Source organism: Streptomyces sp. NPDC086549 (assembly GCF_044746205.1).
Classification (GTDB): Bacteria; Actinomycetota; Actinomycetes; order Streptomycetales; family Streptomycetaceae; genus Streptomyces.
In genome coordinates this window covers 282,324-301,780 of sequence record NZ_JBIVBS010000009.1, presented here as the reverse complement: position 1 = coordinate 301,780, position 19,457 = coordinate 282,324, and the positions used below count along the sequence as shown (strand labels likewise).

Genomic DNA, 19,457 nt, shown 5'->3' with positions numbered 1-19,457 from the left:
GCTGGGCTTCGCCTTACACCAGGAGACTCAAGTGACGAGTTCGACGCAGCCCCTGCTTCAGCCGTACCGGATGCAGGACGTTCCTCTGGCGAACCGCATGGTCATGGCCCCGTTGACGCGAGCACGCGCCCGCAACCGTGACCTGCTGCCCAGCGATCTTCACGCCCGGTACTACGCTCAGCGGGCATCGGCCGGCCTGATCATCTCCGAGGGCGTATGGATCAGCCGTGACGCGGTCGGCTGGCACGACGTGCCGGGGCTGTTCACGGACGAGCAGGTCGCGCGCTGGAAGCAGGTGACGGACGCGGTCCACCGCGCAGGGGGTGTCATCTTCGCCCAGCTGTGGCACACCGGATCCGCCTCGCACCCCGACTTCTTCGAGGGCCGGCCGCCTCTTGCGCCCTCGGCTGTCAATCCGGGGCTGCTGGCCCCGACGGCGACGGGCCGCAAGCCCACCGTGGAGCCCTCGGCGATGTCGGCGCACGACATCCGGCAGACGGTCGCCGACTTCGCGACGGCGGCTCGCAACGCCATGAAAGCGGGGTTCGACGGCGTACAGCTCCAGGCAGGCTTCAACTACCTGATCAGCCAGTTCCTGAACCCCCGTACCAACCTGCGCACAGACGTCTACGGCGGCTCGGTCGAGAACCGCGCCCGCTTCCTCTTCGAGATCATCGAAGCCGTCGGCGAGTACGTCGACCTGCGCCGCCTTGGCGTGAAGGCCGGGCCCGCCTGGTCGGAGACGGGAGAATTCGTCTCCGGGAGCGAGGCGCTGGCCGAGAGCGAGTACGTGCTCGGCCGGCTCAACGACTACGACCTGTCGCATCTGCTGCTCATGGGGATGATGACCGACCCCGCAGGGGGACCGCTGGAGGACCTGGCCGGTGATGAGATGTTCCGGCACTTCCGCAAGGTCTATCAGGGCACCATCATCGCGAACGTCGGGTTCGACCAGCACCGGGGCAACACAATTCTGGCCGACGACCTGGCGGATCTGGTCGCCTACGGGCAGGCGTTCATCTCCAACCCGGATCTGCCGGCCCGGTTCGCCTCCCACGCGCCGCTCACGGAACCGAGGCACGACCTCTTCTACGGCCCGGACGCCGCCGGCTACACCGACTACCCGCTGCAGGAGAGATGACCAGGTGTCGAGCCGGGCGGCCTCAAAGGCCGGAGACCCGGCCCGACACCCGGCGCAGGCGGGCGCCCAGCACGATACCTGCGTCCCTCGTGACCAAGGCACCCGCATGACCAAGGCCACGGGTCTGGCCGTCGGCCTCCCAACCGGCCGCAGAGCGGTGCTCCAGACCTACGCCGGTCGCTCGCCGTACCGAGGCGATCTCCGGCGCATCGGCCACCGGGCCGCCGATGGGCGGCAGAACGCGCATGCTGAACGATGAGATCAGGAAAGTAGCGCTCGATCTGACCCAGCGGGCCGCACGCTGTGCGGCATGCCGCTCGCGCGGTCTTCCGCAGGAGGCGGAAGCCGTTGAGGGCGCTCTGGTGGATCAGTGGCGGAAGCGTGCCGTCAGCGCGACTCCGCCTGATGACCATGACGGCCTGAAATGCCGATGACGAGAGCTGGTGACTGACCATGAAGGTCGCAATTCTTGACGATTATCAGAATGTTGCCCTCAGCCTGGCGGACTGGGGTTCGCTGCACGCTCAAGTAGATGTCTTCAACGAGCCGTTCGACGACGGGGCGGCAGTCGTAGCGGCTTTGGCCGATTACGACGTGGTCGTGGCGATGCGGGAAAGGACACCCTTTCCGGCGTCGACACTGAGCCAACTGCCAAAGCTGGCCTTGCTCGTCACCACGGGGCCCGGCAACGCGGCGATCGATATCGATGCCGCGCGGCAGCTGGACATCACCGTCTGCGGCACAGGGTACTTCTCGTATCCGACGGTTGAGCTCACGTGGGGACTGATCATCTCAGCAGCACGTCTGATCCCTCAGAACGCCGAGTCGGTACGCCGCGGCGGCTGGCAGGTGGGGCTGGGCACGAGCCTGCACGACGCCACTCTGGGGGTCCTGGGCCTGGGCCGGCTGGGTACCCGTGTGGCGGAGATCGGCAAGGCCTTCGGCATGGAGACCATCGCCTGGAGCCAGAATCTCAGACCGGAGGAGGCTCAGGCCAAGGGAGTAACGTACGTTTCACGCGACGAGTTGTTCGCCCGCTCGGATGTACTGAGCATCCACGTCGTGCTCAGTGACCGGACACGCGGGCTGGTCGGCGAGCGTGAACTGCGCTTGATGAAGCCCACTGCAATCCTGGTCAACACATCACGTGGGCCTGTGATCGATGAGGCTGCACTCCTGGACGCCCTGAATGAGGAGAGGATCGCAGGTGCGGCACTGGATGTCTTCGATCGCGAACCATTGCCTGCCGACCACCCCCTGCGTTCTCTGCCCAATGCCGTGGTGACACCCCACATCGGATATGTGAGCCGGGACCTGTACGAAGTCTTCTACCAGGACGCGGTCGAAGACATCACAGCTTGGGCCGCAGGCTCTGCCCTGCGAACGTTGACCTGACGACAAGGGACGTGGGCACCCGCGCGGCACCGGATCCGGGCCGGCCGATTCGCGGACATGGTGCTTCTCCCCGCCGGGCCGCGGGAGTTCGAGTGGGCCCTGCTCCAGCATCGGCGGACCGCTCATACCCTCTGCGGCGCTCGGCGCGATCCTCATGGCCGAATTCGCCCTTCCTGCCTGGGACATGGCAGCAGCCACCGGACAACGGCTCACCATTCCCGTGTCCTTGACCGAAGCCACGTTCGCGACGTACTCGCGCGAGGCACTCCGCATGCGCCGTCTCGGCCTTCTGGCGTCCCAGTACCCCACGGCGCAAGCACGCCCCTGTTCGACCGCGCACCCGCCCGCAGCGGCAGAAACCCCCGATGGACACCAGCCACGCACTGTCCGCGGAAGCCGCTGACGTCCTGCGTGGGACGCGCGTGACCGGGCAATGCCGGTGATCGAACCAACCCGCGGCACAACCGCCGCCCGACAGCGTGTCCGCGCGGCGTCGTGACGGGCCGGTGAGGGTGGACCAGCCAGACCTGGGTTCAGCAGGGCCCGCATGGGCGGTCCGCACACACCCGACGAACGCAATGCTGGTAGTCAAGGCTGACGCTTCTGCGGCGATGAGGCCGGCCCCCTTCCTACCGGGGCCGCAGAAGAAAACGGTCGCCCCGACGCCGACCCGCAACCGTCGCAGGCCAGGCCAGGCCAGGCCCGAGACGGTCCTCACGTCGGCCGGCATGAACCCCCTCACACACCAGACCCCTCACGGGCACCCGAATCACATCAGAAACCACTGCGGTTCCACCGTCCACCGGACGGGCCACACAAAGGAGATCACCATGACCCAGTTCGCGCCTGTACCCGACTTCGCCCTGGGTCCGGACATCCCGGAGTCCGGATATGCCATCAAGGACCTGGGCGGCGGCGCCTACTTCGTCACCCAGGGAATGATCAACACGATGTTCGTGGTCACGAAGAACGGTGTCGTACTGGTGGACGCCTCACCGTTCCTGGGCGACAAACTGCTGGCGGCCATCGAGGAGGTCACCCCGAAGCCCGTCACCCACCTCATCTACAGCCACGCGCACGCCGACCACATCGGCGCGGCCCACCTGGTGAACCGGAACGGCCTGAAGATCATCGCCCACGAGATCACCGGCGACTTCATCAAGGAGTCCAAGGACGACCGGCGCCCCCTGCCCACCGAGACCTTCAAGGGCCGGCACAAGGAAATCGACATCGACGGGGTGCGGTTCGCCCTCGACTACACAGGGGACTGGCACCAGGCCGGCAACCTGTTCATCCACCTGCCCGAGCAGAAGCTCATGGGAGCCATGGACAGTTTCACACCGAAGAGCGCGCCGTTCTTCCGCCTGTACTTCTCCGCGCACGTACCCGCGTACTTCGACGCCATGGACCAGCTGCTGGAGTACGACTTCGACACCATCGTGACCGGCCACATGGCCCTGCCCGGCACCCCCGAGGACGTCGCCACGAACCGGGAGTTCATACACGACCTGCGCACCTCTGCCTCCGAAGCCCTGCGGACGGTCGACATGAAGGAAGCCTCGGCAGCCGCCAAGGTGCCGGCGAACAACAAGCAGGCGGAGATCAAGGTCTGGATGGACGCGGTCGTCGCCCGCGCGGCCGAGCTGATGCCCTCCTGGGACAAGCGCCTGGCAGGCACCGACATCTTCCTCCCCGACAACCTCAACGCCACCGCATGGAGCGTCTTCATCGACTAGCAGCGGGCCCCTCAATGGTCGGGCGCGGTGTGTTGGCCTTGTGCCGAGCCGGCCGCACACCGTGCTCCGCCGCAGAGCGAACGGAGGTTCCGTCGAGAAGTTCCAACCCGACCGGGTCGACCGGCGCCGACCGCGGGGTGCCGGGCGCCACGGGCTGCAGGGCGGCGTCTGACAGGCCTCCGTGAGCCCCGTCTGCGAGAGCTGCCGCGGTCAGCGCACCAGGGGGAGGAAGATCGTGTCGACGATCTCTTCGAGGACGTGGTCGGGTACGGGGGCGAAGGTCGTGAGGATTTCGTGGCGCAGCAGGTCGAAGGGGAGGGACTTGATGCGTTCGCTGAGGCGTTCCAGTTTGATCTCGCCGCGGCCGACGGCGCGGTCGAAGAGCACGTCGGCGGTCTTCTCCCGTCCCGTGGCGAGGAGTTCGCCGGGGCTGGTGCCTGTCTCCTGGTAGTAGCCGGCCAGGTGCACGCTCATGACGGTGACGAGCTGGACGCGCGTGGCGTTGATCGTCCGCATGACGGTGAGGACGTCCTCGCGCAGGCTCCCGGTGTCGGGGATGTCGACTCGGGATTCCTCCAGGATGTGGGCGATGGCCGCCCGGACGAGCTCGTCACGGTCGGACCAGCGGCGGTAGAGCACCGGAGGGCTGGTGCCTGCGCGCTGGATGACGGCGTCCATGGTGAACCTGGCGTAGCCGTTGGCCGTGAGTTCTTCCCAGGCCGCATCGAGGAGCGCCTTCTCCAGTGCAGCTCCGCGGCGCCGCTCAGCCATCCACACCCCCATTAGATAGACTTGCCTATCTTATTTTAGCGCCCTCCTCTGGCGCCCGTAAGATACGACTCTATATCTTATGGGCTGTTCGTGAGCACTTCCCACGGGACCCGGACCGGGACCGCGTCTGCGGCGCCGGACCCCGACCGCATCGATCCTGCCGTGTGGCGCATAGCGTTCACCATCATCGTCGGTGCCCTCGCCGTCGTCTTCGACACCACCATCGTCACCGTCGCCCTCAATGACCTGGCCAAGGAACTGGGCGCTCCGCTGTCCACGATCCAGTGGGTGAGCACTGGCTACCTGCTGGCCGTGTTCATCACCATCCCTCTAGCCGGATGGGCCCAGTCCCGGCTCGGCGGCAAACGCCTGTGGATCGCCGCGCTGGGCGTGTTCCTGCTCGGCTCGGTCTCGTGCGCACTGGCGTGGAACGCGACCAGTCTCATCGTCTTCCGCGTCATCCAGGGCATCGGCGGCGGCATCATGATGCCGCTCATGGCCACGCTGGTCATTCAGGTCACCAAGGGCCGCAACATCGGCAAGGTCATGGCCACCGTCACCCTGCCCACCGCGCTCGGCCCGATCCTCGGCCCGGTCCTGGGCGGCGTCATCCTGAGCCTGGCCGACTGGCGCTGGATCTTCCTCGTCAACATCCCCTTCTGCGTCGTCGGGGGCTGGCTCGCCTGGCGCAACCTGCCCGACGACCGTCCCGCACCCGGCCGTCCCCACGCCCGCCCGCCTGGACATCGTGGGCCTGCTCCTGCTCTCCCCGGGGGTTGCCGCCATCATCTACGGACTGTCCCAGGTGGAGGGCAGCGCGGGCTTCACCACCGCCGGGGTGCTCGTGCCGCTGATCGGCGGGCTCGCCCTGGTCGGCGGCTTCACCGCCTGGGCACTGCCGCGCGTCGGCGCGCTGGTCGACCTGCGGCTCTTCCGCCACCGCGCGCTGGCCTCCTCCTCCGCCCTGGGCTTCCTGGCCGGCATCACCCTGTACGGGGCGATGCTGCTGCTGCCGCTGTACTGGCAGCAGGTCCGCGGCGAGGACGCGCTCGGCGCCGGACTGCTCCTCATCCCGCAGGGCGTCGGCGCACTCATCGCGCGCACCCGGGCCGGCAACTACACCGACCGTAGCGGCCCCCGATGGGTTGCCTTCGCCGGATTCGCTCTCGTCACCGCGGCCACCGTGCCGTTCGCGTTCGCCACCGCCGACACCAGCAAGGTGCTGCTCATGGCCGCACTGCTCGTGCGTGGCATCGGCATGGGCACCACCATGATCCCGCTCACCGGCGCCGCCTACAGCGGACTGGGACACAAGGAAATCCCGGACGCCAGCATCATCACCCGTGTCGCCCAGCAGATCGGTGGTTCGGTGGGCACCGCCGTGCTCGCCGTCATCCTCCAGCACACCGCCGGCGACGCCCGCACCCCGGCCGCCCTGGCCGACGGCTTCGGCGACGCCTTCTGGTGGTCGGTCGCCTTCACCGCCGTCGCCGTACCGCTCTGCCTGCTCCTGCCCGGCCGCCCCGAGCCACCGGCCTCGGCCGGCAAGGCCGAAGCCGGAAACGCCGTCTAGGTCCAGCGCCCGAGCCTGCGCTACGTGCGCACTGGCGGCTATCGGGTCAGGGGGTGGTGGTGGGATCCCAAGCGGTGACGAGGTTCTCGTCGAGAGCGTCGGGGGTTTCCATCTCGTCGTCTGTGAGGGTGAAGTCGAACACGTCGGCGTTGCCGGCGATACGGTCGGCGTGGGTGGACTTGGGCAGGACGACCAGCTCGTGCTGGAGGGCCCAGCGGATCAGTACCTGTGCGGTGGAACGCCGGTGGGCGTCGGCGATTCGGACCAGCGGCGGGTCGTCGAGTTTGCGGCCCTTGGTGAGCGGGCTGTACGCCTCCACCTGGATGCCGTTCTTCCGGCTGAGGTCGATGACGTCCGCGCGGGAACGGTAGTTGTAAGGGCTGAGCTCGAACTGGTTGACCGAAGGCAGGTGTTGTGCGTGGCCGAGCAGTTCTTCCAGATGATGCGTCATGTAGTTGCTGACTCCGATGGCGCGGGCCTTGCCCGTCTCCAGGAGGTGTTCCATGGCTCGCCAGGTTTCCTGGCGGATACCGGGCACAGGCCAGTGGACGAGGTAGAGGTCGATGTGGTCGACGCCGAGTAGACGGCGGCTGCGCTCGAAGGCGTCGAGGGCCGACTGGTAGCCGTGATCCGCGTTCCACAGTTTGGTGGTGACGAACACCTGGTCACGGTCGAGGCCGCTGTCGCGCAGCCCCTGGCCTACGTCCACCTCGTTGCCGTACACGGCGGCTGTGTCGATGTGCCGGTAACCGGCGTCCAGCGCGGCGGTGACCGCCTGCTGGGTGGCGCGGCCGGCGGGGCTACGGAAGACGCCCAGGCCGAGGACCGGGATGCGCACTGCGTCGCGCAGTGGCAAGGTGTCGGCGGGGCCGGTGGGGGCGCGGTGGGGTTCTGGAGTCGTACTCATGGCGTTGTGGCCTTTCTGTGCGCGGGCGCCCAGGTTCCTGGCGGTGCCGATGCACGCGCCTGCGGCGTCCGGCTGCGCCCACTGCTCCTCGGTGACGGTGTCCACCGGGACGGAGACGACATCCGCGCCGACATCTGCGGCACCGCGCACCACGGCCTCGGCAATCCCCACGGTGTGGCGGTAGCCCGAGTAGGCGACGTCGACAGTCGGGCGGTCGGAAGTGGGCATGGCAGCAGTGCTCCTGGAAAGGGAGTCGCGTGGTGTGCCGCCCAGCCTTGCACGCGAACCGAGCGCTGTGAGGGGTAAGAAATTCTCCCCCGTTTGCCGTGCCCCGCGTGGCAGCGGGTGAATGCGGTTGCGGCGTGGTCGTTGGTCTCAGCGAGAATTCCTCCATGGATGATGCAGCAGATGATGTGAACCAGGCGATCGCGCGCGAGTTGCAGCTCATGGATCCGCGTGTCCGCGCCTCGCGGGAACAGGCCGCGCAGCTCCTTGACCCGGAGTTCGTGGAGGTCGGCGCGTCGGGGCGGCGGTGGACGTTCGAGGCCATGCTCGCCGAACTACCCGACCATCAAGGCAGTTCGGAGGACGGTCCTCGTTATGAGCCCTCAGAGATTTCGGGAGTGCTGCTCGCGCCGGGTCTGGTGCATCTGACCTTCGAGGCCATGCTCGGCGAACGCAGGACCAGGCACAGTTCGATCTGGCGCAAGGGGGAGGGAGCCGCGGGCTGGCGGATGTATTACCACCAGGCCACGCGCGTGCCGCCCGGCGTGGATTGACCGATGCCTCAAGGCGTCCACCAGGACACTCTGGCGACAGGTCCGCACAGCCACCCGGTATACTCCGCAGCAGTAGTGAGGCCTTCCTGGCCCGGATATCCATCCGGGCCAGGAAGGCTTTTTTCATGCCCTGGGGTTCCCTGTCCCCTGTGCTCGTACAGGCACCGATCCAGTCTTTGACCACTGATCCGAGCCTGCGGCGCCCGTGATCAGTCCGTCCTTGCGAAGGAGTTTCATGCCAGACGTCGTACGCCCCGCCGACGCTGCCGATCGCCCCATCATGGAGCGGCTGTGGCTGATGTTCCGTCACGACATGTCGGAGTTCGGTGATCTGCTGCCCAACCCGGACGGAACCTTTCGCAGCGATCGGCTTCAAACAGCCTTCGCTGACGCCGATTGGGCGCCGTACCTCCTCATGAACGACAACCGTCCCGTCGGTCTCGCCATCGTTCGTGGCGTGACTGGCCCGACGCGCGTGCTGAACAGCTTCTTCGTCGTGCGCGGGGCACGAAGGAGAGGGATCGGAATGCAGGCCGTTCAGGAGGTCACGGCGACGCATCCAGGTGCGTGGGAAGTCGCCTTTCAAGACGCCAACGTGGACGCGGTTCGATTCTGGCGCCGTGTCGCCAGGGAGATCGCCGGCGAGGCATGGGCTGAGGAGCACAGGCCGGTGCCACACCGGCCGGACCTGCCGCCGGATGTCTGGATCTCGTTCAGCGTCCCCGCGAAGACCTACGACTGAGACCGAGGCCAGAGGGGAGCTCAAGATCGCGGGCCGCTTTCGAAGGGTGGAACTCCGGGCCACCGCCCGTGCCCATCTACTTGGAAGGCTCTGCGTGGAGCCCTGGCGAAGCTGGAAGCGGAGGAGCGTGTCGGTTGGCCGGCGGCTGGTGGCCGTCGGCCAACCGGGTTCTACGGCATCAGTTGATGCTCACGTCGTCGATGTAGCCCCGGTAGCCGCCGGTGGCGCCGGGCCGGTCGTAGCCGAGGAGGATCTTGCCGACCGCGTGCCCCGCCGCGACCGTCCCGAGGTTCACCGTGACGTGGTTCCACTCGTCCAACTTGAGGTGGCCGCACTGCTTGGCCGGATGGATGTCGGTGCCGGACTGGTCGGTGGCGCCGGAGTCCCGCAGGTTGCTGCCGTCGGTGAAGATCATGTCGATGGCGACGCAGGTACTGTCGTCAGAGCCCGCGGCCACCCATGGAGTGGTGGCGTCGGACTGCGGGAAGATCCAGTAGCTCAGCGTCGTGTCGCCACGGACGGTGAGCGGCGAGCCGTTGAAGCCGTAGACCTGCATGTACGCGTGGTCGTAGGTCCCGCCGTTGGCGTAGCCCGAGTACATCAGCGAAGCGTCGCCCGTGTGGGCCCGTTCGCCGGTGCGCAGGGCTGCTTGAGGTCCCGAGAGTCCGCAGCAGAGGCCAGTGACGCCGTAGTCGCCCCCGCCCTTGACGTCGACGGTGTCGACGGTGTCGGTCCAGGTCGGCTGGGTCTGTCCGGCTTCGAGGCTCGTGGAGAACGAATCGGTGGTCGAGGGCTTGGCCGGCTGGGCCAGTTCGGTGCGGATGGAGAACAGGCTGGTTCCCGGCGGGGCGAGGTCGATCGTCTCACCGACGGAGGTCTTCAGCCTGATCATGGTGCCCGAAAGGGCTGCCTTGTGGACGCCGTTGGCGTAGTACTCGATGGACTGGCCGGGCCACGGGTTGGTGAAGGTGAGGTTCCCGCCGGACTGGCTGGTGATCCGGACGTACTCGACGGCGTTGTTCCGAATGCTGCTGGAGACCAGGAAGTTGCCGTAGGCGAGCAGGCCGCCGAACTTGGCGTTCGAGTCGGCGGTCCAGTTCGGGAAGACCTTGATGTCGTGCTGGAACGACTGCAGGAGCATTTCGTCGAGCCCCGAGGTGGTGACGTTGAGGTTCTCGACACCGCCGCCGTAGTGGTGCACCGCCATGTTCGGGTAGGAGTGGTCGGTGGCCTCGGCGTGCAGTTCGTCCATCAGCGTGCTGGGGTTGTAGCCGACCATCGCCGCGGCCGCGTACAAGGTGGCCGGGGAGTTGTCGCTGTGCCAGTTGTCGAGCTGCGTCACGGTGTTGCGCGCGGTCTGGAGCAGGTCCGCAGAACTGTTCAGCCCGACCTGCAGGCCTGGGTAGACGGCCTGAATGGCGACGTCGTTGCCGTCGCTGACCCAGCCGGCGCCTTCGGAGGTCTGTCTGAAGACGGTCTGCCCGTTTCTCGACATCGTGGGCAGCGGCGCGAGCTTGTCGTCGATGTGCTGCCAGGTGGGGATGAGCGAGTCGTTGACGCCCAGGTCCCTGCTCATGTCGATGAGGCCCTGGAACAGCAGGTGCACCAGGCCGAGCGAGAGGATGCTGTTGGTCTGCGGGTAGGCGCCGCCCTCCTGCGGCGCGTCGTTGTGGATGTTGTACGTGCCGGTGGCCTCGTCCCAGGTCAGGTAGTCCTGCCAGAACAGTCCGACCTGTTCGAGGTAGGGAAGGACCTTGCGCGCGTAGGAGGCGCTGCGCGAGTACTCGTATTCCATGACCATGTCGCTGGCCAGGTTCACGGCGTCGGACTTCTGGTTGTACAGGTCGTCGGCGGCGCTGGTGCCGTTGGGTGAGATGCCCACGGGGTAGAGCACGCCCTTGTAGCCGTTGGCCGCGGCCTTCGCCTTGCCCCTGGGCATCCAGTCCAGAACGGGGTCGTCGTAGGAGCCCATCTGGGCTATGTGGTTGGTCGACAGGGCCGGGTAGAACGCCGCTTCGTAGTTGTAGTTGGCGTGGTAGTCGCCGTACCAGTTCATGTTCCCGGTGATCCAGTTGCCCCACAGCCCCGGGGCGTATTTCCCGGCACGTGAGACCGAGCCGAGCAGGTAGAGCGAGCCGCACCAGCTCTTCTCGACGGCCTGGTCGGGGATCTGGACGAACGACCGGGACCAGTAGTCCCGCCACCAGGATTCGTGTACCGCGTGCAGCTTCGCCAGTGAGCCGCCGGTCAGCGAGGAGGCCATGTGGTGGGCGTCGGACTCGTAACGGGACGTGTCGTGGCTGCTCTTTATCGCCGCGGCGACGGTGTACGTCACGCCGGGCTTGAGGGTCAGGCTGATCCGGTTGCCCGACAGACTCGCGGATCCGCCCAGTACGGTCGCCGCGATGCGGGCGTGGGGGTTCCCGGGGGCGGAGGTGGTGCCGGCCTGCACGTCGGCGTCGAGCACGCCACCGCCGGCCGAGGTGGTCGGGGTGTTGCCGAGACCGTCCTGCAGGGTGACGGTCGCCGCCTGCGAGCGCGAGCCGGACAGGCGCAGGGTGGTGACGAACAGGTTCTCGGTCGCCGAGACCCAGCTCCTGGACGAGAGTTTCTCGCCGCCGAGGCTGTAGGTGCCCTCGACCTGTGCATGGGCGATGTTCTGTACGGCGTGGTAGCCGGCGCCGGCCAGGCCGGGGACGGACAGCACGATCCGGCCGAGGGGCTCGATGCCGTTGGTGGCGGTGGAGAAGAAGTCGTTCTTGCCGAGATAGAACGTCTGGTCGTCGATCGAGCCGCCGACCGCGACGCCGACGTCGCCGTTGCCCATCAGCGGGGCGTCGACGGTCTCGCCGTTCGACAAAGTGGTGGGCGGGGAACTCCATTCACCCTGGAACCGCGCCACCGTGCGCAGAGCCTGGGTCGAGGTGGGATCGCTGACGGTCTGTGCGACGGCGGGCGAGCCGCCTTGAACGGCGGTCAGACCGATGGCCACGAGGGTCGAGGCCAACAGGGTACTGACGCGCCGCCGGTAGCGGAGCTGGGATCTCACTGCGGTGTGACCTTTCGTCTCATCCGGTGGTGCGCTGCCCCGCCCTTGTGTGAGCGGGCGTTTCAGGACGGCCTGGTACGGCCGCGCGGTCGGGGCGCCGGATGCTCTGCGGTCCAGGCGGTGACCCGATCCTTGTGCAGGCGGGTGCGGCTCGGATCAGCTGCCGGGCACCCGCCGCCGAGGGCCTGTACTCACGGAGCCGGCCGTCGAGAACCGAGCGTCTCGGTCGTCGCGACCGGAGCTGTGGCCAGGTACGCCGCGCCGAGCAGTGGAGCCTCGGCCGGGTGCCTCGCCGCGGTGACGACGATGCTTGCGGTGCCGACCGGATCGGTATCGGCGATTCCCGCTCGCAGTGGTCCGGCCATCAGATCCCATGCCCCTGCCATGCCACCGCCGACGACGAGAACCGTTGGTTCGAATGCCGCGAGCAGCGGCCCGAGTACTCGTCCCAGGGCGCTGAACGTCTCGGTGAAGACGCGGGTGGCGGCGCGGTCCCCGTGTCGCGCTCGCTGCGCCATCTCCCGGACATCGGGCGGCGCTTCGCCCGTGGCCTGTGCGTACGTCCGCCGCAGCGCTCGTCTGGACACCGTCTCTTCCAGGGGCCTCTCCGCGTACCGCAGGGCGTGGAGCCGCCCTTCAGGGGGGACTCCGGGCCCGTTGCGCAGGATGCGGCCGTCACGCAGGAAGCAGGAGCCCACACCGGTTCCGAGGGTGATCCCGACGACGGAGCGGTGTCCACGCGCCGCCCCGGCCCACCATTCACCGAGCACGAAAGCGTCCGCGTCGTTGCAGAAGCTGATGCGGGAGGCGTCGGGCAGCGCCGCCGTCAGAGCGGCTCGGAGATCGAAGCCACGCAGGGCGTCGAACTTGCCGACCCCTTCGTACCGTCCGATGCCGCGTTCGTAGTCGAAGGGACCGGGCAGTGCGACAGCCCATCGGGTCGGGCGCCGCGCGGGCAGGTGAGCGGCGCACCGGACGAGGGTCGACAGGATCTCTTCGGCACTGCCGTCACCGTCCAGTGGCTCACGGAACGATCGGCGGGACCGGAGACTGCGGGTCTCGATGTCCACGCTCGCCGCGGTCACGTGTGTGCCGCCGACGTCCATCACCGATACGACGGTCCCGTTGTCCGGGCTGCTCATCGCACCAGCGCCTTGACGTAGCGGACCGGGCCCGTGCCCAGGGGCCGCACCCGGTAGGCACCGACGGAGGCGGGCACGGTCAGTGTCTCGGCGTAGGCCAGCACGTAGCGGTGTCCGCCGCTCGTCTCCAGCAGGATCCCGTCGCCCTCCACGACGTTGACCACGTGGAACCGGTGGTCGGTGTCGTCGTCCACTGCGGCGTCCGCGGCCAGTTCGAGACGTCGTACCTCGAAGAACATCTCCGGGAGGCGGCCGATCACGTCCTCGCGCCAGCCGTCGCCCGAGCGCAGCGTCCGCGGTTTCTGGACCAGGTCCCTTGCCACGGCCTCCCCCGACCGGGCGGGGTCGAGATTCTCGAACGCGTGGCCGACGTGGACGGGCCGTTGCCTGCCTTCGCGGTCTGTGCGCAGCCAGTCGTAGAAACGGAGACTGTACAGGTAGGGCGTCGCGCTGATTTCGAGTACGACGTTGCCCTCGCCGCTTCCGTGTGGGGTGCCGCCCGGGATGAGGAAGAGCTGGTGCCGGTCGGCGGGGAAGGTCTGGACGTAGCGTTCGATGTCGAACGGCACGCCGTCGTGGACCGCTCGGTCCGCCTCGCGGCGGAAGGCCTCCAGGTCGGCGTCCTGGCGCAGGCCCAGGAACACCTGCCGGTCGGACCCGCCGACCATCATGTAGTAGGTCTCGTGCTGGGTGTAGGGCCAGCCGAAGACCCGTCGCATGTAGTCCGGCTGCGGGTGGCAGTGGACGGACAGGTTTCCGCCGCCGACGGTGTCGAGGTAGTCGAAGCGGATCGGGAACGAGGTGCCGAACGTGGCGTGCACGGGTTCTCCGAGGAGCTGCTCGGGGTGCAGAGCGACCAGTGCCTGCAACGGGACCTCGACGCGCGCTCCGTCCGGGGTACCGACGAGGATTCCGCTCTCCGGCGCGATGAGTTCGTAGCCGAGGGCGGTGTTGGCTGCCGTGGGGTTGAGGCCGAGCTCCTTCTGGGCCCAGTGGCCGCCCCAGGAGGTGGTGTTGAAGGTGGGCCGGGTACGGAAGGGCCGGGCGGCCAGACCGGCGAGGGCGTCGCGCAGCGCGGGTCCGTCCAGCCAGGCCGGGGCCTGGGGGTCCTGGGTGTCCAGCCACAGGTCGACGTCGGCGATGATGCAGTCACGGTGCCGGTCCAGGACGGGCCAGTCGATGTAGAACAGGCGGCGGGTCGTGCCCGCTCCGGTGTCGGCCGGCTGCCCCAGATTGCGGCTCGTCCCACCGGTGATGGCGGCCTCGGCATACCGTTTGGGCAGGTCCGCGTACCAGAGCGTGTCGTGCGTGACCAAGGCCGCTCCCGGGCCGAAGACAACGGTGACGGCGCTCGTCGCGGCCTCGGGCCGCGGAAGCGCGGTGAAGAAGTCGGCCAGGCCGGCCCGGGACAACGGGGCGAAGTCCGGGTCGTCCTCCAGCACCGCGGACGCGGTGAGGGCGACTATGTCCGGCCACGCGGCAAAGTGCTCGCGTATGTCGATCTGCTTCACCGTGATGTCGCGGGCGGCCAGCGCGTCGCGGATCTCGGCGACGGCAGTCTCCCAGTCGACGGCCACGGGGCCGTCTACGGCGAGGACCAGCCCCGGCGCGAGGCCGGCGACCGCGTTACGGTATCCGGCACCGACCTCTCCGGTGATGCTGTGGCAGGGTTCGGCTTCGTAGCCACGAACGGGCGACATGGCGATGTCAGTCCTTCTTCGAGTGTGCCGAGGTGTGTCGAGGGGTTCCGGAACTCGGAGTTCTCCGGCCCAGTTCGGTGAGCGTCCCGACACCCTCGACGGACAAAGTGGCGGGCAGCCCGGTGGGCCCGCCGGTCGCGAACGTCGGGTTGATCCCGAAGAGGGCCGAGAGCACCGCCTCGGCGCCGGCCGCGCCGGCGATGCAGTCGCGATTGGCCACGCCGCGCTCGGCCACTCGGGCCCGGTGCCCTCCGTCCGGTCCGGTGATGATCTCCATGGCCTGGCCCCACAGCCCACCCGAGGCGGCGGACGAGAGCCCGCGCAGGAGAGCGATCGCCCGGTCGCGGTGTCCGAGGCGGGCCAGGCCGTGGGCGGTGACGCCGGGCCAGGCGGGAAACGCGCCCGCCGCACCGTGGTCGGGGCGGTCGGAGGCGGCGGCGATCGGGTCGTCGGGGCTCAGCGCCCGCATCCAACCACCCACCAGCAGACGGTCGGTGACGAAGTCGGCCATCTCCCGCCGTGTCTCGTCCGGGAGGTCGCGGTGGAGGGCTGCCGCCACGAGGCCGAAGTCCAGGCAGTGCCCGATCGTGTCGGTCCCGTCCGGGCGGCGCACCCGCCATCGGCCCGACCCGGCATACAACTCCATGAGCGCGTCGGCCAGTTCAGCTGCTTCGGCCTCGGCCCGGTCGGCGTCCTCTTTGCGGCCGAGACGCCGGTACAGTCCCGCCAGTGAGCGCGTCGAGCCGACGTAGGCGCCGTTGAAGGAAGCGACCACCCCGGTGTAGTTGGGAACGCATTCCAGCAGGTTCCAGGGATCGTCACCGAAGTCGGCGAGCACGCCGCCGGTGGCCGGGCTGCGTTTGTCGCGCCATCCGAGGCCGAGCCGCTCCAGGTGTTCCAGGACGGTCGCCGCGCCGGTTGTCTCGTCCAGGAAGGCGATGTCGCCGGTGACGCAGACGTAGTGCTCTATCAGCCGGAACAGGGCGTAGTCGTTGGCGCTGTAGGCGTTGCCCAGGGGTCCGCCGCCGACGGCCTCGACACCGAAGGAGTCACGGTAGGGCCCGGCCAGGACACGCAGCAGCCAGGAGCGCAGGCCGGCCGGTTCCAGCAGGGCGTACACCCGGCTCCACTCGCAGTGGTCCCAGAAGTAGGTGGTGGTCGGCCCGAGCCGGGGGCCGCCGGTGAGGAAGACCGGCTCGCCGGGCCGGATGCGCATGCTGCGCATGTACAGCGCCTGCAGTGCCCCCATGTAGTAGGTGCGCGCGAGTCCGGCGTCATCGGTGGTGAAGGTCGGCAGGTGCCCGGAGAAGTCGGGGTTGCCCAGGGTGAACATGCTGGTCCAGAGCCGTCGCCAGCCGTCCTCCCCCTCACGCAGCGTCTTCCCCGGGTCCGCCGCGGCGGCGCGGGCCTGTGCGGAGACGGCGCCGGCGTCGGTTCCGTACGCACAGGTGATCGCGATGGTCATGCTCCGGCCGGGCTCGATCCGGCACGTCCAGGTCGCGCGGCCGCCTGCGCCCTCGGCCCGGAGCCCGGCCGGCGGCCCGGCGAAGGCGTAGGCGGCGCGGGCCGGCGACCGGGAGTCCGCGAAGGTTACGGTGCCGTCCTCGATACGGGACACCCAGCGGCGCGACTCGGTCCAGTGCCGGGTACGTGCGATCTCGGCGCCCGCGAGCCGCAGCACGACGTGGTCGGCGTCGATGTGCGCCTCGACGCGGTGCCAGTCCCCGACGGAGAGTGCGGTGTCGGTGAACTCCCGCTCCCCCGTGATGCCGAGCCACAGCCGGCCGTCAGCGACACCGATCTGGAGGGAGTCGGGGTGGTTGCCATGGGTGAGGACGGTCCCGGACTGCCTCGCCGCATCCAGTCGCAGCTCGAAGGCGATCGTCAGGCCCGGGGCGAGGGCGAAGGTGTCCAGATTCGCCTCGTCGTCGGGCGCCAGCGCGATCGCCTCGTCCGCCCTCAGGGTCACGCCGCCGTCGGCCGCCTCCACCCGAAGTCCGCGTACGGTCGCGGCCACGCCGATGCGTCGCTCCGGCACCTTGTCGTGGCTGACGTGCGCCGGGAGCGCGTCGTCGAGGAGCATCGGACCGTGGTCCTCGTCGCGTTGGATCCCCGGAATGCGGGGCTTGCCCAGCCGTAGCCGCCGGGGTGCGGGCGACAGCAGATAGGACGGCCCGCGTCCGCCGGTGGTGGCCCGGATGCGCTCCAGTGCCATGAAGTCGTGGTGCTGGCCGTGGTTCCACGGGCCGTCGTACAGCCAGCCGTAGCCGACCTCGGAGTGGGCGACCATCGCGAACAGGTCCTGGGACAGCTCGACCGTCCTGGCCTCGCCGGTCTCGTTGGTGACCACGATGCGCCACAGGAGCAGATCCCGGGACAGCGCCATACGGGTGTCGGTGGTCAGCAGCAGCCCGTCGCCGCGGTGCTCGCGGGTCACGCCCCACGGCTTCCACAGGAAGCGCTGCGCGGCCGGGGTCGCGCCGTCCACATGCAACTCGCCTGTGTGGTAGCCGAAGGTGAACGGCGGTGCGGCCAGCCAGGACAGGGAGGTCAGGTCGTGGTTGACGTGGCCCTGCCCCTGCTGATTGCGCAGCGAGGGCAGGTGCGCGAGCTCGTCGAGGCCGACCCAGTGCCCCGCGACGTCGTCCAGGTCGGGGACGCCGGTCTTGCCGATGTCCAAGGGGCCGGGGTCGGTGTTCGAGGTCACTTGGTGGCTCCCGAGGTGAGTCCGGCGATGAACTGCTTCTGCAACGCGAGGTAGCCGGCGACGGGGACGACCGCCGCCAGGAGCATCACGCCGAACAGCTGGGCGTAGTTGGTCGAGTACTGGCCGACCGACAGATACAGCCCTGTGGTGATCGTCTGGCCGTGCAGCGGGCCGAGGATGAACTGCGGGTTCATGAAGTCGTTCCAGATCCACAGCGACAGGAAGATCGCTACGGTCGCGGTGGCCGGGCGCAGCAGCGGCATGACGATCGTCCGCCAGATCCGCAGCGTCCCGGCGCCGTCCACGGTCGCGGCCTCGATGATCTCGTCGGGGATCGAGCGCAGGAAGCCGGAGTAGACGAAGACCGCGAACGACAGGTAGCCGCCGCCGACGTTGGCCAGGATCAGCCCCGCATAGGTGTGGTCCAGATGCAGGAAGGTCAGGATGCGGATGGTGGGCAGCAGGACCACCGCGGGCGGGATCATCAGGCCGGCGGCGAAGCCCGCCAGGACGATCCGGCGCAGGCGGGCGGAGCGGCGGGTCAGCCAGAAGCTGAGGGCGGCGCCCAGCGGGATGATCAGCAGCACCGAGGCGATGACGGTGACCGCGGAGTTGGTCAGGCCGATCTGGACGATCCGGTCGGGCCGGGCCAGGGCATCGGTCAGGTTGTGCGTCGTCGGCGGGGCGGGGGGAGCCGCCGGGTCGCGGATGATCTGGTGCTGCGTCTTGAAGGCGTTGACGATCGTGAGGTAGATCGGGCTGACGAAGGCCAGGGTGAGCAGTCCGGCGGCGACGAGGTGCCCCTTCGCGGCCCAGGCGCGGCGGTCGGTGTGCGGCGGGGGTGCGGTCTGCGGGGCGGTTCGGCTCCGGGACGTCGGTCGTTGCGCCGGCCGGTGCGATGTCGACGCGGTCACAGGTCCACCTCCCGGCGGCGCAGCAGGGCGGTCACGGACAGGGCGATGACGGTGGAGACGACGAGAAGGAGCATCGCGACGGCCGAGGCGTAGCCGTAGCGGTCGTCGGTGAAGGCGAGCTGGATGATGTACAGAGCGGTGGACTGGGTGGAGTCGGCCGGGCCGCCCGAGGTGAGCACCGCGATGATGTCGTAGAGCTTGAGCATCGTGATCAGTGAGATGGTGACGCTGATGGTGGTGCCGGGGGCCAGCATCGGGAACGTGATCCGCCGGAACCGCTGCCAGCGCCCCGCTCCGTCCACCATCGCGGCCTGGTACAGCTCGACGGGGATCGACTGGAACGCGGCCAGGTGCACGACGGTGGTGAAACCCGTCAGGACCCAGGCCGCGACGAGCCCGACGGAGAGCATGGCCAGGTGCGGGTCGCCGAGCCAGGTGATCGGCTTGCCGATGATCCCCAGGGAGACCAGGACGTTGTTGAGGATGCCGTCCCGGGCCAGGATGTAGCGCCAGACGTAGCCGACGATCACGCCGGACAGCACCTGCGGCAGGAACGCGACGGTACGCATCATCCGGAAGCTCAGCGACGTCCTGTCGAGCAGCATCGCGAACCCGATGCCGGCGGCGTTGGCCACGATCGTCGACGCGCAGGCCAGCAGGAGCGTGAAGCCGAGACTGGCGGCCAGGGCGCTGTCGTGCGTCATCTCCGTGTAGTTGGAGACGCCGACGAAGTCGGCTCGCGCCAGGAGCGGGTTCTCGTTCGTCAGGCTTTTCCAACCGCTCATGATCACAGGGACGATGATGAACAGGACGTACAGGCCCAGCGCGAGAAGCGCGATCGATCCCAGGGCGGGGTCGCCACGGCGTGGGCGGACTCGGGTGGTCATGGCTCTTCCCTCGG

14 protein-coding genes and 1 pseudogene are annotated in these 19,457 nt (G+C 68.6%); 6 read left to right on the top strand and 9 right to left on the bottom strand.

The features are described 5' to 3' along the window. The first annotated feature begins 31 nt into the window (after nucleotides 1-31). Nucleotides 32-1,141 carry an alkene reductase gene (locus ACIPSA_RS27760; protein WP_402639135.1) on the top strand — a complete coding sequence of 370 codons (1,110 nt, stop codon included), beginning with the start codon at nucleotides 32-34 and terminating at the stop codon, nucleotides 1,139-1,141. A 22-nt stretch (nucleotides 1,142-1,163) separates the two neighbouring features. Here the strand turns inward: ACIPSA_RS27760 and ACIPSA_RS27755 are convergent, their stop codons facing one another. Further along, nucleotides 1,164-1,388 (bottom strand): hypothetical protein, encoded by a 225-nt coding sequence (locus tag ACIPSA_RS27755; RefSeq protein ID WP_402639133.1) that lies wholly within the window; start codon nucleotides 1,386-1,388, stop codon nucleotides 1,164-1,166. 206 nt (nucleotides 1,389-1,594) lie between these two features. Between ACIPSA_RS27755 and ACIPSA_RS27750 the strand changes: the two genes are divergently transcribed. Together ACIPSA_RS27750 and ACIPSA_RS27745 are read left to right on the top strand one after the other, a co-directional pair. Beyond that, a complete protein-coding gene (locus ACIPSA_RS27750) occupies nucleotides 1,595-2,536 on the top strand; it encodes a D-2-hydroxyacid dehydrogenase family protein (RefSeq protein WP_402639131.1) in 942 nt (313 codons plus the stop codon). An 830-nt stretch (nucleotides 2,537-3,366) separates the two neighbouring features. After that, nucleotides 3,367-4,272, top strand: coding sequence for an MBL fold metallo-hydrolase (locus tag ACIPSA_RS27745; protein WP_402639129.1), 906 nt, complete (start codon nucleotides 3,367-3,369; stop codon nucleotides 4,270-4,272). Nucleotides 4,273-4,482: 210 nt separating this feature from the next. On the opposite strand, the gene ACIPSA_RS27740 is transcribed toward ACIPSA_RS27745, so the two are convergent. After that, nucleotides 4,483-5,043 carry a TetR/AcrR family transcriptional regulator gene (locus tag ACIPSA_RS27740; protein ID WP_402639127.1) on the bottom strand — a complete coding sequence of 187 codons (561 nt, stop codon included), beginning with the start codon at nucleotides 5,041-5,043 and terminating at the stop codon, nucleotides 4,483-4,485. 90 nt (nucleotides 5,044-5,133) lie between these two features. Here ACIPSA_RS27740 and ACIPSA_RS27735 point away from each other — a divergent pair. Continuing rightward, a pseudogene (locus ACIPSA_RS27735) lies at nucleotides 5,134-6,616 on the top strand (MDR family MFS transporter). 46 nt (nucleotides 6,617-6,662) lie between these two features. On the opposite strand, the gene ACIPSA_RS27730 reads toward ACIPSA_RS27735, so the two are convergent. Next, entirely contained in the window at nucleotides 6,663-7,751 is a 1,089-nt protein-coding gene (locus ACIPSA_RS27730) for an aldo/keto reductase (RefSeq protein ID WP_402639125.1), read from the bottom strand. 164 nt (nucleotides 7,752-7,915) lie between these two features. Between ACIPSA_RS27730 and ACIPSA_RS27725 the strand changes: the two genes are divergently transcribed. Both ACIPSA_RS27725 and ACIPSA_RS27720 read left to right on the top strand, forming a co-directional pair. Then, on the top strand, nucleotides 7,916-8,302 hold the full coding sequence (locus tag ACIPSA_RS27725) for a DUF4440 domain-containing protein (RefSeq protein WP_402639123.1): 387 nt from the start codon (nucleotides 7,916-7,918) through the stop codon (nucleotides 8,300-8,302). 235 nt (nucleotides 8,303-8,537) lie between these two features. After that, a complete protein-coding gene (locus ACIPSA_RS27720) occupies nucleotides 8,538-9,044 on the top strand; it encodes a GNAT family N-acetyltransferase (protein WP_402639122.1) in 507 nt (168 codons plus the stop codon). Between the two features lie 178 nt (nucleotides 9,045-9,222). Here ACIPSA_RS27720 and ACIPSA_RS27715 read toward each other — a convergent pair whose 3' ends face one another. The 6 genes from ACIPSA_RS27715 to ACIPSA_RS27690 all read right to left on the bottom strand — a co-directional run bounded on the left by ACIPSA_RS27715 (nucleotide 9,223) and on the right by ACIPSA_RS27690 (nucleotide 19,443). Then, nucleotides 9,223-12,093, bottom strand: a complete 2,871-nt coding sequence (locus ACIPSA_RS27715; RefSeq protein WP_402639120.1) for a glycosyl hydrolase family 95 catalytic domain-containing protein — start codon at nucleotides 12,091-12,093, stop codon at nucleotides 9,223-9,225. 191 nt (nucleotides 12,094-12,284) lie between these two features. Further along, nucleotides 12,285-13,235 (bottom strand): ROK family protein, encoded by a 951-nt coding sequence (locus ACIPSA_RS27710; RefSeq protein WP_402639118.1) that lies wholly within the window; start codon nucleotides 13,233-13,235, stop codon nucleotides 12,285-12,287. Beyond that, nucleotides 13,232-14,935 carry a class I mannose-6-phosphate isomerase gene (locus ACIPSA_RS27705; RefSeq protein WP_402639116.1) on the bottom strand — a complete coding sequence of 568 codons (1,704 nt, stop codon included), beginning with the start codon at nucleotides 14,933-14,935 and terminating at the stop codon, nucleotides 13,232-13,234. The genes ACIPSA_RS27710 and ACIPSA_RS27705 overlap by 4 nt, the downstream gene beginning before the upstream one ends. 7 nt (nucleotides 14,936-14,942) lie before the next feature. Beyond that, entirely contained in the window at nucleotides 14,943-17,642 is a 2,700-nt protein-coding gene (locus tag ACIPSA_RS27700; RefSeq protein ID WP_402639114.1) for a hypothetical protein, read from the bottom strand. Beyond that, nucleotides 17,639-18,556, bottom strand: coding sequence for a carbohydrate ABC transporter permease (locus ACIPSA_RS27695; RefSeq protein ID WP_402639111.1), 918 nt, complete (start codon nucleotides 18,554-18,556; stop codon nucleotides 17,639-17,641). The genes ACIPSA_RS27700 and ACIPSA_RS27695 overlap by 4 nt, the downstream gene beginning before the upstream one ends. Continuing rightward, nucleotides 18,553-19,443, bottom strand: coding sequence for a carbohydrate ABC transporter permease (locus ACIPSA_RS27690; RefSeq protein ID WP_402639108.1), 891 nt, complete (start codon nucleotides 19,441-19,443; stop codon nucleotides 18,553-18,555). Before ACIPSA_RS27690 ends, ACIPSA_RS27695 begins: the two co-directional genes overlap by 4 nt. Nucleotides 19,444-19,457: the final 14 nt, after the last annotated feature.

Excerpts from the sequence above, each read along its gene's own strand:
- ACIPSA_RS27755 (WP_402639133.1), bottom strand. The coding sequence starts at position 1,388 with ATGCGCGTTCTGCCGCCCATCGGCGGCCCGGTGGCCGATGCGCCGGAG.
- ACIPSA_RS27750 (WP_402639131.1), top strand. The coding sequence starts at position 1,595 with ATGAAGGTCGCAATTCTTGACGATTATCAGAATGTTGCCCTCAGCCTG.
- ACIPSA_RS27745 (WP_402639129.1), top strand. The coding sequence starts at position 3,367 with ATGACCCAGTTCGCGCCTGTACCCGACTTCGCCCTGGGTCCGGACATC.
- ACIPSA_RS27740 (WP_402639127.1), bottom strand. The coding sequence starts at position 5,043 with ATGGCTGAGCGGCGCCGCGGAGCTGCACTGGAGAAGGCGCTCCTCGAT.
- ACIPSA_RS27730 (WP_402639125.1), bottom strand. The coding sequence starts at position 7,751 with ATGCCCACTTCCGACCGCCCGACTGTCGACGTCGCCTACTCGGGCTAC.
- ACIPSA_RS27725 (WP_402639123.1), top strand. The coding sequence starts at position 7,916 with ATGGATGATGCAGCAGATGATGTGAACCAGGCGATCGCGCGCGAGTTG.
- ACIPSA_RS27720 (WP_402639122.1), top strand. The coding sequence starts at position 8,538 with ATGCCAGACGTCGTACGCCCCGCCGACGCTGCCGATCGCCCCATCATG.
- ACIPSA_RS27710 (WP_402639118.1), bottom strand. The coding sequence starts at position 13,235 with ATGAGCAGCCCGGACAACGGGACCGTCGTATCGGTGATGGACGTCGGC.
- ACIPSA_RS27705 (WP_402639116.1), bottom strand. The coding sequence starts at position 14,935 with ATGTCGCCCGTTCGTGGCTACGAAGCCGAACCCTGCCACAGCATCACC.
- ACIPSA_RS27690 (WP_402639108.1), bottom strand. The coding sequence starts at position 19,443 with ATGACCACCCGAGTCCGCCCACGCCGTGGCGACCCCGCCCTGGGATCG.